14 protein-coding genes, 4 tRNA genes and 1 pseudogene are annotated in these 15,955 nt (G+C 59.5%); 14 read left to right on the top strand and 5 right to left on the bottom strand.

What is annotated here, in order from left to right; translation table 11 throughout:
- The first annotated feature begins 43 nt into the window (after positions 1 to 43).
- Complete coding sequence (locus tag AC06G5_RS23090; protein WP_413428231.1) at positions 44 to 1,099, top strand: AI-2E family transporter; 1,056 nt, start codon at positions 44 to 46, stop codon at positions 1,097 to 1,099.
- 188 nt (positions 1,100 to 1,287) lie between these two features.
- Here AC06G5_RS23090 and AC06G5_RS23085 read toward each other — a convergent pair whose 3' ends face one another.
- Both AC06G5_RS23085 and AC06G5_RS23080 read right to left on the bottom strand, forming a co-directional pair.
- A complete protein-coding gene (locus AC06G5_RS23085; RefSeq protein WP_480458382.1) occupies positions 1,288 to 2,337 on the bottom strand; it encodes a sensor histidine kinase in 1,050 nt (349 codons plus the stop codon).
- A complete protein-coding gene (locus AC06G5_RS23080) occupies positions 2,337 to 3,095 on the bottom strand; it encodes a response regulator (RefSeq protein WP_413428233.1) in 759 nt (252 codons plus the stop codon). Before AC06G5_RS23080 ends, AC06G5_RS23085 begins: the two co-directional genes overlap by 1 nt.
- 296 nt (positions 3,096 to 3,391) lie before the next feature.
- Between AC06G5_RS23080 and pyrF the strand changes: the two genes are divergently transcribed.
- Positions 3,392 to 4,090 carry an orotidine-5'-phosphate decarboxylase gene (pyrF, locus tag AC06G5_RS23075; RefSeq protein ID WP_480458381.1) on the top strand — a complete coding sequence of 233 codons (699 nt, stop codon included), beginning with the start codon at positions 3,392 to 3,394 and terminating at the stop codon, positions 4,088 to 4,090.
- Between the two features lie 139 nt (positions 4,091 to 4,229).
- Here the strand turns inward: pyrF and AC06G5_RS23070 are convergent, their stop codons facing one another.
- Positions 4,230 to 5,234: an NADP-dependent oxidoreductase gene (locus tag AC06G5_RS23070; RefSeq protein ID WP_480458380.1), complete on the bottom strand. Its 1,005-nt coding sequence runs from the start codon at positions 5,232 to 5,234 to the stop codon at positions 4,230 to 4,232.
- 236 nt (positions 5,235 to 5,470) lie between these two features.
- On the opposite strand from AC06G5_RS23070, the gene AC06G5_RS23065 reads away from it, so the two are divergent.
- The 4 genes and pseudogenes from AC06G5_RS23065 to AC06G5_RS23050 all read left to right on the top strand — a co-directional run bounded on the left by AC06G5_RS23065 (position 5,471) and on the right by AC06G5_RS23050 (position 9,954).
- A complete protein-coding gene (locus AC06G5_RS23065; protein ID WP_413428235.1) occupies positions 5,471 to 6,232 on the top strand; it encodes an SDR family oxidoreductase in 762 nt (253 codons plus the stop codon).
- 263 nt (positions 6,233 to 6,495) lie between these two features.
- Complete coding sequence (locus tag AC06G5_RS23060; RefSeq protein WP_413428236.1) at positions 6,496 to 7,881, top strand: aminotransferase-like domain-containing protein; 1,386 nt, start codon at positions 6,496 to 6,498, stop codon at positions 7,879 to 7,881.
- A gap of 108 nt (positions 7,882 to 7,989) precedes the next feature.
- Positions 7,990 to 9,093, top strand: a pseudogene (locus tag AC06G5_RS23055) (HAMP domain-containing protein); the annotation flags it as partial.
- Positions 9,073 to 9,954 carry a methyl-accepting chemotaxis protein gene (locus AC06G5_RS23050; RefSeq protein WP_480459919.1) on the top strand — a complete coding sequence of 294 codons (882 nt, stop codon included), beginning with the start codon at positions 9,073 to 9,075 and terminating at the stop codon, positions 9,952 to 9,954. The pseudogene AC06G5_RS23055 and the gene AC06G5_RS23050, both read left to right, overlap by 21 nt.
- A gap of 176 nt (positions 9,955 to 10,130) precedes the next feature.
- Here the strand turns inward: AC06G5_RS23050 and AC06G5_RS23045 are convergent, their stop codons facing one another.
- Positions 10,131 to 10,889, bottom strand: coding sequence for a hypothetical protein (locus AC06G5_RS23045; protein WP_480458379.1), 759 nt, complete (start codon positions 10,887 to 10,889; stop codon positions 10,131 to 10,133).
- 382 nt (positions 10,890 to 11,271) lie between these two features.
- Here AC06G5_RS23045 and AC06G5_RS23040 point away from each other — a divergent pair.
- From AC06G5_RS23040 to AC06G5_RS23025, 4 genes are all read left to right on the top strand, one after another.
- Positions 11,272 to 11,347: transfer RNA gene (locus AC06G5_RS23040), tRNA-Glu, on the top strand.
- 2 nt (positions 11,348 to 11,349) lie between these two features.
- Positions 11,350 to 11,425, top strand: a tRNA-Gly gene (locus AC06G5_RS23035).
- Between the two features lie 104 nt (positions 11,426 to 11,529).
- Positions 11,530 to 11,605, top strand: a tRNA-Glu gene (locus tag AC06G5_RS23030).
- Between the two features lie 3 nt (positions 11,606 to 11,608).
- A tRNA-Gly gene (locus tag AC06G5_RS23025) sits at positions 11,609 to 11,684 on the top strand.
- 58 nt (positions 11,685 to 11,742) lie between these two features.
- Here the strand turns inward: AC06G5_RS23025 and AC06G5_RS23020 are convergent.
- A complete protein-coding gene (locus AC06G5_RS23020; protein ID WP_480458378.1) occupies positions 11,743 to 12,612 on the bottom strand; it encodes an AraC family transcriptional regulator in 870 nt (289 codons plus the stop codon).
- 411 nt (positions 12,613 to 13,023) lie between these two features.
- Here AC06G5_RS23020 and AC06G5_RS23015 point away from each other — a divergent pair, with 411 nt between their 5' ends.
- From AC06G5_RS23015 to cpaB, 4 genes are read left to right on the top strand one after another with little or no spacing between them, the layout of a single operon-like run.
- Positions 13,024 to 13,218, top strand: coding sequence for a Flp family type IVb pilin (locus tag AC06G5_RS23015; protein ID WP_480458377.1), 195 nt, complete (start codon positions 13,024 to 13,026; stop codon positions 13,216 to 13,218).
- A gap of 27 nt (positions 13,219 to 13,245) precedes the next feature.
- Positions 13,246 to 13,776, top strand: coding sequence for an A24 family peptidase (locus tag AC06G5_RS23010; RefSeq protein ID WP_480458376.1), 531 nt, complete (start codon positions 13,246 to 13,248; stop codon positions 13,774 to 13,776).
- A 2-nt stretch (positions 13,777 to 13,778) separates the two neighbouring features.
- Complete coding sequence (locus AC06G5_RS23005; RefSeq protein ID WP_480458374.1) at positions 13,779 to 15,107, top strand: ATP-binding protein; 1,329 nt, start codon at positions 13,779 to 13,781, stop codon at positions 15,105 to 15,107.
- 15 nt (positions 15,108 to 15,122) lie between these two features.
- On the top strand, positions 15,123 to 15,932 hold the full coding sequence (cpaB, locus tag AC06G5_RS23000; RefSeq protein WP_480458372.1) for a Flp pilus assembly protein CpaB: 810 nt from the start codon (positions 15,123 to 15,125) through the stop codon (positions 15,930 to 15,932).
- Positions 15,933 to 15,955 lie beyond the last annotated feature (23 nt).

The following is a 15,955-nucleotide window of genomic DNA, read 5'->3' as shown; positions in this document are numbered from 1 at the left end:
CGTTCGCCTACTCTATTGCTGACTGACTTTTTCGAGACTTTTGATGATCAATAACGATCGCCTGTTGGTGCAGATCCTGCTCGTGGTGCTGTTCGGCGCGAGTTTCTGGGTGATGGCGCCGTTCTGGTCGGCGATGTTCTGGGGCGCGGTCCTGGCGTTCGCCAGTTGGCCGCTTATGCGCTTGCTGACCCGTTGGCTCAATGGTCGCGAGTCCCTGGCAGCGGCATTGTTGACGCTGGGCTGGATGGTGCTGGTAGCGGCACCGCTGGTATGGCTGGGTTTCAACCTTGCCGATCATGTGCGCGATGCCACGGCATTCATCAAGGATGCGCAGGTCGAGGGGCTACCCGAAGCACCGGCCTGGCTGGGTTCGATTCCCCTGGTGGGTGAGCGGCTGGTCGGGATCTGGAACAGCATCGATGAGCAGGGCGCGGCGATGATGGTGTCGCTCAAGCCGTATCTGGGGCAGGTGGGTAACTGGTTGCTGGCGCGCAGCGCGCAGATCGGCGGCGGTATTCTCGAACTGACCCTGAGCATCGTCTTCGTGTTCTTTTTCTATCGTGACGGGCCGCGCCTGGCAGCGTTTGTACACACGTTGCTGGAGCGGCTGATCGGTCAGCGGGCCGGCTACTACATTGAACTGGTGGCAGGCACGGTACAGCGGGTGGTGAACGGAGTGATCGGCACGGCAGCGGCCCAGGCGATCCTGGCGCTGATCGGGTTCCTGATTGCCGGCGTGCCAGGAGCGTTGGTGCTTGGTATCGTGACGTTCATGCTCAGCCTGATTCCGATGGGGCCGCCGTTGGTATGGATTCCGGCGACCGCGTGGCTGGCCTGGAAAGGCGAGTACGGGCTGGCCGTGTTCCTCGGGATCTGGGGCACATTCATCATCAGCGGTGTCGACAACGTGCTCAAGCCGTACCTGATCAGCCGTGGCGGTAACCTGCCGCTGGTCATTGTGCTGCTTGGGGTGTTTGGCGGGTTGATTGCCTTTGGCTTTATCGGCCTGTTCATCGGCCCGACATTGCTGGCGGTGGCCTACAGCCTGTTGATCGACTGGAGCAAGACCCAGGCACGGGTTGAAGATCGCCGGCCCTGAGAATTGCATTCTGCTCAGGGCCTCTTCGCGAGCAAGCCCGCTCCCACACTGGTTTTGTGATTGACGCAGATCAATGTGGGAGCGGGCTTGCTCGCGAAGACAATCTGTCAGTTGATACATCAGTTGACTGATACACCGCTTTCGTCGGAACGCCGCCCGGAGCAAGCCCGCTCCCACAAGTGTGTGTATCAGGCGCGTGGCAGGCGAATCACCGCCGTCAGGCCGCCACCTGGGGTTTCTTCCAGGGTCAGTTGCCCGCCCATTCGTTGCGCGGCCTCGCGGGCAATGGTCATGCCCAGGCCCACGCCGCCGGAGTTGCGATTACGCGAGCCTTCCAGGCGAAAGAAGGGTTCGAACACGGCCTCACGTTGTTCCGCGGCGATACCCGGTCCATGGTCGATGACCCGAATCACCAGCTGTTCACGATGGTCCTCCAGGCTGATCAGCGCTTGCCCGGCGTAGCGCAGGGCATTATCCATCAGGTTGTTGAGGCAAGAGCGCAAGGCCATCGGCTGGACTTGCAGGGGGACACAGTGGCCGCTGGCCTGGACGTTCGCGCCCTGGTCCTGGGCGTTTTCGCTCAGGGACTCCACCAGCGCCTGAACGTCCATCCACTGCGGGGCTTCGCTGGTGCGCTGTTCATGCAGGTAGGTGAGGGTGGCGTCGAGCATGCTGATCATGTCGTCGAGGTCCTGACGCATCTGGCCTTGCAGCTTGTCGTCGTCGATTTTTTCCAGCCGCAGCTTGAGCCGCGACAGCGGTGTGCGCAGGTCGTGGGACACTGCGCCGAGCATGCGTGAACGCTGCTTGACCTGTTCAAGGATGCGGCGCTGCATTTTATTGAACGTGTGTGCCGCTTGCCGCGCTTCCCGTGGCCCCGATTCATCCAGTGGCGGGCTGTCGAGGTTTTCGCTCAAGCGCTCGGCCGCGTCGCTCAGGCGCTGGATCGGTCGGCTCAGCAGTTTGGCGCCGTACCAGGCGGCAATGATCAATGAGATCAATTGAAACGTCAGGGGCACCAGGGGGCCGCCGAACCACGGCCGTGGTGGCCGTTTCTCGAAGCGTGGGTCCAGCGGTGGGCGTGGCCCGTCCAGGCCTTCGGAAAACTCCGGTGGAGGCGGCGGTGGCGGCGGGCCGTAATGGTGAAACCAGGCAAAGGCCAGCAGGTGCGCGAGGATGATCGCCAGCAGCAACACGCCAAACAGGCGGCCGAACAGCGTATCGAAGCGCCCGCGCATCAGCCGATGTCTCGGGCATCGAACAGGTAACCCTCACCACGAACGGTCTTGATCAACTGCGGAGCCTTGGGGTCGTCGCCGAGTTTCTGGCGCAGGCGCGACACCAGCAGGTCGATGCTGCGGTCAAAGGCTTCAATCGAACGACCGCGAGCGGCGTCCAGCAGTTGTTCACGGCTGAGCACGCGGCGCGGACGTTCGATAAACACCCAGAGCAGGCGGAATTCGGCGTTGGACAGTGGCACCACCAGGCCATCGTCGGCGATCAGTTGCCGCAACACGCTGTTCAGGCGCCAATTGTCGAAACGAATGTTCGCGCGTTGTTCGCTGCGGTCATCGCGCACCCGACGCAGGATGGTCTGGATCCGCGCCACCAGCTCGCGGGGCTCGAATGGCTTGGCCATGTAGTCGTCGGCACCGAGTTCGAGGCCGATGATCCGGTCGGTCGGTTCGCAGCGGGCAGTGAGCATCAGGATCGGGATGTCCGATTCCGCGCGCAGCCAGCGGCACAGCGACAGACCGTCTTCACCGGGCAGCATCAGGTCGAGTACCACCACGTCGAAATGCTCTGCCTGCATCACCTGGCGCATCGCGGCGCCATCGGTGACGCCGCTGGCGTGGATATTGAACCGGGCCAGGTAGTCGATCATCAGTTCGCGGATCGGGACGTCATCGTCGACGATCAGGGCGCGAATGCTCCAGCGCTTGTCGTCACCTGGCGTTTTCTGCTCGTCGTTCACGGGTGCTTGGGTGTTTTGCATGCGTGCGTTCATCTGCCTGGTAGGCTGCCAACCACAAAGATAGGCTGCGAGGTTGTGGTTCCAGCATAGGCGTCCGGCTCTGAGGCGGGAAGTGCCGTTGTAAGGACCTGTTGCGGTTGCCGAGGGTAGCGGGCCTGGGTGTTATGGGCGTGTCGTGTGTGTATCGAACTCGACACAATGGCCTCGAGGGCTAGTCTTGCCTGAGCCGTCGCGACGATTTACCGATCATCGGGTCCCGCAGCGGCGCTGGTTCCGCTACAATGCGCGCCGATTTCGACTTGCCTGAGAGCCCACTCATGTCCGCCTGCCAGACTCCTATCATCGTCGCCCTGGATTTCCCTACCCGTGACGCCGCACTGAAGCTGGCCGATCAGTTGGACCCGAAGCTGTGCCGGGTCAAAGTCGGTAAGGAACTGTTCACCAGCTGCGCTTCGGAAATCGTCGGGACCCTGCGCGACAAGGGTTTCGAAGTGTTCCTGGACCTCAAGTTCCACGACATCCCGAACACCACCGCAATGGCCGTCAAGGCGGCTGCGGAAATGGGCGTGTGGATGGTCAACGTGCATTGCTCCGGCGGCCTGCGCATGATGGCCGCGTGCCGTGAAGTGCTGGATCAGCGCAACGGTCCGAAACCACTGCTGATCGGCGTGACCGTGCTGACCAGCATGGAGCGTGAAGATCTGGCGGGTATCGGTCTGGACATCGAGCCTCAGGAACAGGTGCTGCGCCTGGCTGCCCTGGCGGAAAAAGCCGGAATGGACGGCCTGGTGTGCTCGGCCCTGGAAGCCCAGGCCCTGAAAGCTGCGCATCCGTCACTGCAACTGGTGACCCCGGGGATTCGTCCGGCGGGCAGCGCCCAGGACGATCAGCGGCGCATTCTGACTCCGCGTCAGGCGCTGGATGCCGGTTCCGACTATCTGGTGATCGGTCGTCCAATCAGCCAGGCCGCGGATCCGGCCAAGGCGTTGGCTTCGGTGGTGGCTGAACTGGCCTGATCAGACACCCAGGATCCAAATGTGGGAGCGGGCTTGCTCGCGAAGAGGGCGTGTCAGTCAACGAAGATGTTGTCTGACACACCGCATTCGCGAGCAAGCCCGCTCCCACAGTGGTTTTTGGGTGCGTTCAACGATCGGGTCAGACCTTTAACACCAATTTGCCGAAATTCTCCCCGCTGAACAATTTCATCAGCGTCTCCGGGAAAGTCTCCAGTCCTTCGACGATGTCTTCCTTGCTCTTGAGTTGCCCCTTGGCCATCCAGCCGGCCATTTCCTGCGCGGCACTGGCGTATTGGGCGGCGTAGTCCATCACCACAAAACCTTCCATGCGCGCGCGGTTGACCAGCAGCGACAGGTAATTGGCCGGCCCCTTGACCGCCTCCTTGTTGTTGTACTGGCTGATGGCACCGCAAATCACTACTCGCGCCTTCATGTTCAGCCGGCTCAACACCGCGTCGAGGATGTCGCCACCCACGTTATCGAAATACACGTCGACGCCTTTCGGGCACTCGCGCTTGAGACCGGCGAGGACGTCTTCACTCTTGTAGTCGATAGCGCCATCGAAACCCAGTTCCTCGATCAGGAACTTGCACTTGTCCGCACCGCCGGCGATGCCAACCACCCGGCAGCCTTTGATCTTGGCGATCTGCCCGGCAATGCTGCCCACGGCACCGGCCGCGCCCGACAGCACCACGGTGTCACCGGCCTTTGGCGCGCCGACGTCGAGCAGGGCGAAGTACGCCGTCATCCCGGTCATGCCCAGTGCGGACAAGTAACGTGGCAGTGGTGCCAGTTTCGGATCGACCTTGTAGAAGCCCCGTGGCTCGCCGAGAAAGTAATCCTGCACGCCGATGGCGCCATTTACGTAATCCCCGACTGCAAACCCCGGGTTGTTCGACGCAATGACTTTGCCTACGCCCAATGCGCGCATGACTTCGCCGAGCCCGACCGGCGGGATGTAGGACTTGCCCTCATTCATCCAGCCACGCATGGCCGGATCCAGGGACAGATATTCGTTTTTGACCAGGATCTGACCCGCCGCCGGTTCGCCGACAGGCACCTCCTGGTAAGTGAATGTCTCGCGGGTCGCCGCGCCAACCGGACGTTTGGCGAGCAGGAATTGGCGATTGGTCTGGGAGGTCATGGCAGGCACTCAGGATGAATGAAGCTTTGTTGATAGCCGGTCAGCGACGATGCCGCAAGTTCGGCTGATGCTGCGAATGCACGTTGATCCAGTTGAGTGATATTTGGTACGGCAGTTCCATCACTGCAACTCATGGGCGCCCAACCGGAGCCTTGATAGTGCTGCCGTGTTCAAGACCTCCATGGCTAGACTGGTCGTGCGCGATTCCCCGCTTTCTTCTCTTCGAGGACATAACAATGAGCATGACGTTTTCCGGCCAGGTGGTCGTGGTGACGGGTGGGGCGGCCGGTATTGGCCGCGCGACCGCCCAGGCATTTGCCGCCGAGGGCCTGAAAGTAGTGGTGGCCGATATGGACACGGCGGGTGGCGAGGGCACGGTGGCGCTGATTCGTACGGCCGGTGGCGAAGCAACCTTCATGCGCTGCAACGTTACCCTGGAAAGCGATGTAAAAAATCTTATGGATGAGGTGATCAATACTTACGGTCGCCTTGACTATGCCTTCAACAATGCCGGCATCGAAATCGAGAAAGGCAAGCTGGCCGAGGGTACGCTCGACGAGTTCGACGCGATCATGGGCGTCAACGTCAAAGGCGTCTGGCTGTGCATGAAACACCAATTGCCGCTGCTGCTGGCGCAAGGGGGCGGCGCAATCGTCAATACGGCATCGGTGGCCGGCCTTGGGGCAGCGCCGAAAATGAGCATCTACGCAGCGTCTAAACATGCGGTGATCGGCCTGACCAAATCGGCGGCCATTGAATACGCCAAGAAAAAGATCCGGGTCAACGCAGTGTGTCCGGCGGTGATCGACACGGATATGTTCCGTCGAGCTTATGAAGCCGACCCGAAAAAAGGCGAGTTCGCCAACGCCATGCATCCGGTCGGTCGCATCGGCAAGGTCGAAGAGATCGCCAGCGCGGTGCTGTACCTGTGCAGCGATGGCGCTGCGTTCACCACGGGGCATTCATTGGCGGTAGATGGTGGCGTAACCGCATTTTAAAACGATGCACCTATACCAGGTACACCGGGAATCTGTGGGAGCGGGCTTGCTCGCGAAAGGGGAGTGTCAGTCGACATCAATGTGGCCTGGCAAACAGCTTTCGCGAGCAAGCCCGCTCCCACAGTTTTTCTGGTTTCGTAAAAGGGCCTGGCAATGTGTTTCAAACCATTGGACCCAATGAATTTGGCGGCGTTGTCGCACAGGCCTTCGAACACTCCTGTGATTAACTGCTTCTGGCAAAACCAACAGGAGTCTGTTTGCTCATGGAATTGAGAATCGACCGGCAGGCACTGGTGCCTGTCGTACAGCAAATTGTTGACGCGCTGACCTGCTGGCTGAATTCCAGCGGGGTGACACCCGGTACGCGCCTGCCTTCGGTGCGACAGATTGCGCGAATCAATTTGCTCAGTCAGGTAAGCGTCATTCAGGCCTGCGAACGCCTGGTGACACAGGGGATGCTGGTGTCAGGCCATGGGGGCGGCTATACGGTTGCCGACCCGGCACTGGCCGCAGGTGCAAAGCGCGAGCCTGCGTGGTTCGAGGGGGCTGAGCCCGAATACGGGCCTTGTCCGGGTGAGTTGCGGCTGGGTTGTGGCGGGCTGCCTGAAAGCTGGCGCGAGACCGACGATCTGATTTACGCGATTCGGCAAGTCAGTCGTGCCGATACGGCCAGCCTGTTCAACTACAGTTCGCCGCTGGGTTTGCCAGCCTTGCGACAGCAGATACTCAAGCGCCTCAGGCATCTGGACATCCGGGTCCAGGACGACCGGATCATGACCACGGCGGGTGCCAGCCAAGGGCTTGACCTGATTGTGCGAACACTGTTCAAGGCCGGTGACTGTGTGGTCGTGGAGAGTCCCGGTTATCCGGTGCTGTTCGATCTGCTCAGGCTGCACGGCATCCACATGGTCGATGTGCCGCGAACACCGCGCGGGCCGGACGTGGACGTGCTCGAATCGGTGCTGGTCAAACACCGGCCTCAAGGGCTGCTCATCAATAGCTTTTATCACAACCCGACCGGCAGCAGCCTTGCACCATTGGTGGCGCGCCGCGTGTTGCAGTTGGCCAGGACCTTTGGCGTGCAGGTGATCGAAGACGACGTTTATGCGGATTTGCACAGCGGTTCCGGTATGCGACTGGCTGCGCTGGACGGCAACGTGATCTACGTGGGCAGCTATTCCAAGACCCTCAGTAGTTCCTTGCGGGTTGGTTTCGTAGTGGCCGGTTCCGAGGTCATTACGCGTCTGGCCGAGGTCAAGATGACCACGGGAATGGGCGCCTCACGATTTTGCGAGTCGGTGCTGGCGTGCCTGTTGGCTAACGGTGCCTACGGCAAACTGGTGCAGCGTCAGCGCCAACGCCTGAGTTGCGACCGGCTGGCGGCTTTGCAGTTGCTTGAAGATGCCGAATGGGAGGTTTTCGGCAAGCCGGCGGGAGGCCTGTTCATCTGGGCGCGATCACGAACGTCCGACTGCGATCAGGTGCGGACCCTGGCGCGGCGTCTGGGTGTACTGCTGTCATCGAAGAGCGCCTTCAACCCCTCGGGTGAGGCCGGTGACTGGCAGCGGATCAATGTGGCATATGCCTGCGACCCACGTGCCCGTGCCCTCCTTCAGGCCACTGCCCGGGATCGACCTCAAGCGTTCTGAAAACGACGTTGGTGTAGCTTTTTGCCATTATTCAGGCGCCAGAGCCTTGTGTTGCTTCTGGCCCGTTGCGAATCTGCGTCTACAGACTATGGCAGGGGACTAAGTGCAATGATTTCGGCCGTGCAAGGACGTTTTGCCAACCTCGGTATGGCGAAAAAACTGGGAGTCGGGTTTGTCCTGGTGCTGTTGTTGACTGCGCTGGTGGCGGGCATTGGCGTTTGGTCCCTGCAAACCATCAGCCAGCGCTTCGACGGGCTCAAGCAGATGTCATCGCTCAACAGCGGTTTGCTCAAGGTGCGGCTGCTGGAGCAAGAGTATGCCTTGCACGGCAATCCGAAAACCGTCGATGCCCTGCACGAGGGCGTCGATGGCCTGATCGCCCTGGCCGGCCAGCTCAAGGCCGCGTCAGCAGCCAACGTGCCGGTGATGAATGATGTCGAACAGTCTTTGGGGGCCTATCGCAAGGCCTTCGACGAGTTTGTCTCGCTCACCCAGGCCAAGGACCTGGCGCTGGAAATGGCCAGTTGGTCGGTGTCCAGCGTGGCCAATAATCTTGATGTATTGCAATCCGGGCTCGCCGATGACGGTGCCTATACGCTGAAAGACTCCGAAGGCAAGGACGGTGCGCAATTCATCGAGCAGGCCAGTCAGGTCAGCCAGGTTTCACGCTTGATGCTGCAAGCCATGAATGAAGCGCGCGTGCGTCTGGATCAAAGCCGCAAAGGCGACGACAGCGCCGGGCAGGGCAAGATCGAACAGGCCAGCCAGGCATTGACCCAGGCCGAGCAGCTCAAGACCACGGTCAAGGACGAGGGTTACCAGACCGTCCTTAATGAGGTCATGGGTCATATCACCAGTTTCAGTGACAAGCTTGCCGAGTACACCGGCCTGCTGGAGCAGGAAAAAACCGTCTATCAACAATTGCACCAGCGCGCAGCCCAAGTGGTCGAGCGGGTGGATCAGGCTTATGTCGCTGAAGACCTGGCGATGCAGGCTGAACTGAAAAAGAACTCGCTGCTGATCATCGGCTCTTCCGCGTTGGCCTTGCTGGTTGGGCTGGTTGCCGCATGGTTCATCACCCGGTTGATCGTGGCACCACTGCGCAGTGTGATTCATGTGGCGCAGCAGATTGCCTCAGGGGATTTGAGTGCGACCATTGACGTGACCCGCCGTGACGAAATCGGTCAGTTGATGCAGGCAATGCAGCAAATGGGCGCGGGGCTCAGTCATATCGTCAGCGGCTTGCAGTCGAGTATCGAGCAGTTGGCGATTTCTGCTCAATCGCTGTCGGCGGTGACTGAACAGACCAACCTCGAAGTCAGCTCGCAGAAAGAGGAAACCGAACAGGTCGCCACCGCGATGAATCAGATGACGGCCACGGTGCATGATGTCGCACGCAATGCCGAAGAAGCTGCGTTAGCCGCGCAAACGGCTGACGGCAAGGTTGAAAGCGGTCAGCAGGTGGTGCGCCAGAGCATGGCGCGGATCGAACAGTTGGCGGATTCGGCTTCTTCGGCCAGTTCGAGCATCGAAAGCCTGAGTGCGGAAATCCAGAATATCGGCACGGTCTTGAGTGTGATCAAAAGCGTGGCTGAGCAGACCAACCTGCTGGCGTTGAACGCGGCGATCGAGGCGGCTCGGGCCGGCGAGCAGGGCAGGGGCTTTGCCGTGGTGGCCGATGAAGTGCGTGCACTGGCCAGGCGAACCCAGCAATCGACCGAGGAAATCGAACGTCTGGTCAGCGCTTTGCGCTCGGCGGCGCAGTCGTCGGTGCAGCAGATCCAGAGCAGTGGCGAGTTGGTGAAGCTGGCGGTCAGCGATGCCTTGCAGACCGAGAGTGCGCTGGGAAGTATTGCGGCGGCGGTATCGTTGATCCAGCAGATGAACCAGCAGATCGCCGCGGCGGCCGAGGAGCAGAGCTCGGTGGCCGAAGAGATCAACCGCAGTGTCACCAGTATTCGCGCCAGTGCCGATCAGTCATCGCTGGCGATGCAGGGCAATGCCGCATCCAGTATCGAGCTGGCGCAACTGGGGGTTGAGCTGAAGGGGATGGTGGGGCATTTCAGGCTTTGAAATGATCTTCGGCCAGACCAAAAAAAGCCACCTCTCGATTAAAGCTTCCTGTAGGAGCGAGCATGCTCGCGATGGTCGCAAAAGATAACGTGCGTTTACTGGCTGAACGCGGCGCTCTGGAGTCCATCGCGAGCATTCGAGCGTCGACCGGCTGCTCCTACAGTTGTTTTCGCTGATCAGTCGTAGATCACTTTCTTTTTCCAGTCCGCGTCAGCCTCGACGTCTTTGAGTCCTTCGGTCAACTGATTGACCTCGCCTTCGACCGGCGCAATGCGATCCATGACCTGGTCATTGGCGCGGGCCAGGAGTTTTTCCAGGTATTCCAGTTGCTCGGCGTAGACCTGTGGTTCCTGTTGTTTGCGCAGGTATTGCACGCCGCGCTCGAATGCCAGGCGAGCCTGCCCGGGCTGGTTCTGTTGCAGGGAGTGCTGGCCGAGGTTGTTGAAGAACTCGATGTGCAGCAGCACGAGGATGTGGCGCACTTCACGGATCCAGCGTTTGGCCTCGTTGGGGGCCAGGAAGCCGTCCTGTGCCGCGCGGGTGATTTGGCCGTGCAGCGCTTCAAGCAGGAAGCGCACATCCTTGGCCTTGGCTTCGGTCTGGATCGGTGCCGGTGGATTGTTGACCGGGATGGACTCACCCTGGCCGACAAGGGTCTCCAGTTCGGCGATCCGTGCCTTGAGGTTGGCACTGGATTTTTCCAGGTTGAGCAGGCGCTGGCAGACGTTCAGTTCCAGGCGGGCCAGCAACAGCTTGAGTGCCGGGGTCATCAGCTGGCCGGGGAACGTCTCGGTGATCTCGCCGCAGCGTCGCAGCCGATCGTTGAGCTCAATCTTGGTACGGGCCTTTTCCAGCTTGTTGTTTTCCGCCACATGGTTGATGTAACCAATGGCGATCAACAGTGCGATCCCGGCTCCAACTAGCAGGGCGATCATGAGTGGCGTCACCGGTAAGACCTCTTATTAGGTACGCATGCGAGTTTAGTGGCTTGGCGTTTGAGCGCCCAGGCCCGCATGACGGGCTGGATCGGACATGCCTGCGCTTATATCGGCCGCAGCCCTGCTTCTATGAATGGTGGCACGTGATATACAGATTGCCATCACGGGTGGACTATAACGTCTTGGCGGGTGCCAGAATATAGGCGTCAAACGCCGGGCAGCGGAAAAACCCCAATGGCGCCCAAAAGCAGGGCGAAGTCATTGATTTAAATAAATTTATATCAGGGGGTTGACGACCTCTCAATCCATCCATAGAATGCGCGCCACTTGCAGCGTAAAGCACACAGCGAAACGAAGCAGGGAGTGAATGTTGTAGCGTGTCCCCTTCGTCTAGTGGCCTAGGACACCGCCCTTTCACGGCGGTAACAGGGGTTCGAGTCCCCTAGGGGACGCCAATGCGGGAATAGCTCAGTTGGTAGAGCACGACCTTGCCAAGGTCGGGGTCGCGAGTTCGAGTCTCGTTTCCCGCTCCAATTTTAAACAGCGTTGCTTTCGGGCAGGGCTGAGTGAAACCAGAACCAAGTCTTCGGATGCGGATCTGGGCACCGAAACACACACCATGTGTTCCGGGCAGCGTGTCCCCTTCGTCTAGTGGCCTAGGACACCGCCCTTTCACGGCGGTAACAGGGGTTCGAGTCCCCTAGGGGACGCCATTTGCGGGAATAGCTCAGTTGGTAGAGCACGACCTTGCCAAGGTCGGGGTCGCGAGTTCGAGTCTCGTTTCCCGCTCCATATTTAACGAAAACGCCGCTCATTGAGCGGCGTTTTTGTTTGCGCGTAAAAAACCGGATCAGCCGCTGAGGCTTTGTACCAGGCTTTCGAGCGCTTCAATGGTTTCTTCATCCTGCACCGGTTGCGCAGCTGCAGCCGCTTTGATTTGCCGTGCCAGGCGGTACTCGCTGGGCGTGCAGTTGGCGAACTGCTTGAAGGCACGGGCGAAGTAGGAAGGATCCTTGAAGCCGGCCTCATAGCCGATGCTGGTAATCGGCATCTGGCTGTTGTCGAGCAAATCTTTTGCGAAGTTCATGCGCTTGTCCAGGATGTAATCCGTAAAGCCAAGTCCATTGGCCTCCTTGAACAGGCGGCTGAAGCGAAATGTCGTCATGCCGCAGCGCTGTGCCAATTCCCTCTGATCGATGCTGTCTCGAAAGTGCTGTTCGATGTACAGCATGATATTGCTCAGCGCCTGGTGTTTCTGGTGTCCCGAGGTCAGCCGGATGCTGTCCGGCAGGGTCGGGGAGTGGTCGATCTGCGATGACTTGCCCCGGTTGTTGGCATTTCGGCGCAGCTCGCAGAGCTGCACCAGCGCCGTCAGGTAACGTTTCCTCTCGCTGGTCGAAAGCGGGAGCACCATGTATTCCCAGACGCTGGAGCGCATGGCCCATACAGCCAGTTCCTCCGAGTGCTGCACGGTAAACATGGTGATCGGGATGCTGGGGGTGGTGCGTTTGATCTCCAGCAATAGCCTCAAGCCTTGCGTGTCGGGGCGATCAAAGTGGATGCAGATCATGTCTGCCTGTTCCCTGACGGGCAACACGGAGTTTTTCGCCAGACTGCAGTCGCAGGTGTCCTCGAACTGCGCGACGAGTTCTTTCGTGGACCGATCATGAGTCAGATCGAACCACAGGAGCGATGGCCTTTTGGTCAAATTGGACGTCATGTCTCTACTCTGGGGTTCTTGGTGACTCTCTTGCTAAGGAGTATTGCCAAGGTGCCATCACTTTGCAGATTTAATCCTGATAGAAAAAACTTTTTTTAGTTCTATTCGCTCTATGGGTTGCCTGGAAGGCAGTCCCGGGCGAGTGTTTGTTGGTGTGTTTTCGACAAAACGGGTTTAACCGCTTGTCGCTTGTGAATCAATAGCAATTGCCTTTGCATTTTCAATGCCTTGTTTATCCCTCCCGTTACTTCTGCAAAGGCCAATATTTCCGTATTTGGCCGCCCCGCAAAAAAGTCCTAGCGATGTGCAAAATCTTCCTAACGCCCATGCCTTGCCCCTGACTAGTGTTGCACTCAGGCAGCGCAGAAAGTACTGCCTCAGAAAAAACAACATTCGAGTGAGGTGGGCAAAATGATCATGCAAACAATCAAGGCTTCGGTACTGAAGTTCGTCAAAGACGAAGATGGTCTGACCATTGTGGAGTATGCGGTAGCGGGAGGGTTGATTACGGCAACTGTTGCCCTCGCATTCACCAATCTCGGAACGAACGTGCATACCCGAATCACGGCGCTGTGCAATGCCGTTGGCGGTGGTGCCTGCGCGTAACGAAATTTCCGCTAGGGAGATACGGTGATGTCCATGGAGCAGCTGATAGCTACTGTTTTGCTGATAGGGCTGCTGGGCGTAGCGGTGGTGAGCGATATTCGCCGCCACCGCATTCCCAACCTGCTGATCCTCGTGGGCCTGGCCTTGGGATTAGCAGGCCAGACTTTTTCAAGTGGGATAAGCGGGCTGGGTGACGGCCTGTTGGGCATCCTGATTTGTTTTGCGCTGTTTCTGCCCATGTATGCCGTGGGCGGCATGGCCGCCGGCGACGTCAAGTTGATGGCCATGGTTGGCAGCTTCCTGCCGGTTCATTACGCATTGTGGGCCGCGGTATACAGTCTGGTATTCGGCGGCCTTTGCGGTTTTCTGATTGTGCTAGTGCACGGTCAGATGTTGCAAACCCTGGGGCGTTATTGGCTGATCCTGAAGGCTCGGGCCTACCTGGCGCCGAGTGCGGACGAGGCGGCCGGCAAGCCCTTTCCTTACGCGGTTGCAATTTTGCTCGGCACGCTGGGCAGCATCTACTGGCAACTCGTTGCCAGTGGGTTGGGAGATTAGTCATGCACGTCATGGTTGATACTGATGCCTTCCCCAATGAGCGGGAAGCGGTGCAGCGACTGGCTCCTCAGCCGTGCACAATCCGCGAAACCGGTCTGACCGACAGTTTTCTCGGTGAGTTGGTATGCAAGCATTTACACGACGCCGGCGTGCTGGACATGTCGCGGCTGGTGGAACGCCTGGCGCTGACCGGCGCGGTACTTGAAGAAGTCCTGGCATTTCTGCGCAAGGATGGCCGTGTCGAAGTGCTTGGCCAGGTGAGTCAAACGGGCGGGCAGATGTTGCGTTATGGCCTGACCGAACGTGGTCGCAGTGCCGCCCGCGATGCCCTGTCGCGCAGTGGCTATATCGGTGCGGCCCCCTTCCCGGTGAGTACCTACCGGTCGCTGATCAAACTGCAGACCATTCACCATGGTCGCATCACTCCCAGCGATATTCGCAATGCCCTTGCTGGCGTAGTGCTCACGGAGGGGATGCTCGATCAGTTGGGTGTGGCGATGAACTCCGGGCGCGCGATCATGATCTATGGCCCCGCGGGTACCGGCAAGACCTATGTCAGTACTCGGCTGATCCGTCTGTTCGCCGAGGCCATCTGGGTCCCTCATGCCATCGTCATCAATGAGTCGGTGATCGAGATCTATGACCCGCAGGTGCATCAGCGGCTCGATGAAAATGCTCAACAGAACAATCTGATGCTCAACGAAGGGATCGATCGTCGACTGCTGCGCTGCAAACGCCCGATCGTCATCACGGGCGGTGAGTTGAGCATGGAGCAACTGGACGTTCGCTATGACCCCTTCACCCGTCAATACCAGGCCGCCTTGCAGCTCAAGGCCAGCAATGGCCTGTTCATCATCGACGACATGGGGCGCCAGCGCATGGCACCCGCCGAACTGTTCAATCGCTGGATCGTGCCGATGGAAGAGAAACGCGATTTCCTCAACCTGGGCGGCGGTCGGCATTGCGAGCTGCCGTTCGATCTGATTCTGGTGTTTTCCACCAACCTCAATCCCCTGGAACTGGCCGATGAGGCCTTTCTTCGCCGGATTGGCTACAAGCTGCAGTTCGGTTACCTGAAGCCCGAGCAGTACGAAAAGATCTGGCGTATGGAAAGCGAGCGTCTGGGCATTTCCTATGACCCGCTGTTGGTGCGTTATGTGCTGCAAAGGCTGTATGCAAGTGAAGGCATGCCCCTGGTGCCCTGCCATCCCCGAGATCTCCTGAACATGGCACTCGATCACCAGCGTTATACGGGCGGTTCCGGACCATTGTCACCGAAAGAGTTGGAATGGGCCTGGCACAACTACTTCGTCCAGCTCGACTTTCTTTGATACGGAGATACTGACATGAGCTCTCGTACGCTTACCCTGATAGGCGCTTCCCTGGTCATGGGCCTTGGGGCAGCATGGCTGGCCGATTCCTGGCTGAGCGCGCGGCTCAATGCCACCCCGGATGACCACCTTCGAAGCGTAGTGGTCGCCACGGTAGAGATTCCATTCGGGCAGATGGTCGAGGCCCAGCAGGTCACGACTGTACGCATGCCCATGGACACGATCCCGGACGATGCCTTCGATGCCAGCGAAAAAGCCGTGGGCAAGATCGCAACGTTCGACATTCTGCGCGGCGACATCGTGCGCGGTGCACGTCTGAGCGAGCACCTGGGGGGCAGCACCCTGGCCTCTTTGATTGCGCCTGACAAACGCGCCATATCGGTACGCGTGGACGATGTGGTCGGCGTGGGCGGATTCCTGTTGCCGGGCAACCGGGTCGATGTACTGGCGACCAAAACCACCAATGCCGGCAGTAACAGCGCCACGTCCAGGACCATCCTCGAGAACCTGCGGGTGTTGGCGGTGGATCAGACCGCGGGTACCGACAAGACCCAACCGGTCGTAGTGCGCGCCGTGACCCTGGAAATGTCGGCCGCTGAAGCGGAAACCCTGGTTACGGCGCAGACCGAAGGCAAGTTGCAACTGGCGCTGCGTAACCCGTTGAACCTCGAGAAGAAAACCGCGACCGGTGCGCCTGTTGCGCCGGCCATGGCTGTGGCCACCGTCGCGGAGCCAAAACCCGTGGTACCGCGCTACAGGGGCGAGGGTGGCGGGGCTATCACCGTTATCCGCGGGATCGAAACCAAAGAAGTCAGAGTTCGCTGACAGGGAGCAACAGGTGCCTGGGC

This window comes from Pseudomonas sp. WT-JTC, assembly GCF_056711565.1.
Note: the sequence above shows the minus strand (reverse complement) of the source record. Positions and strands in the feature narration are given on the sequence as shown.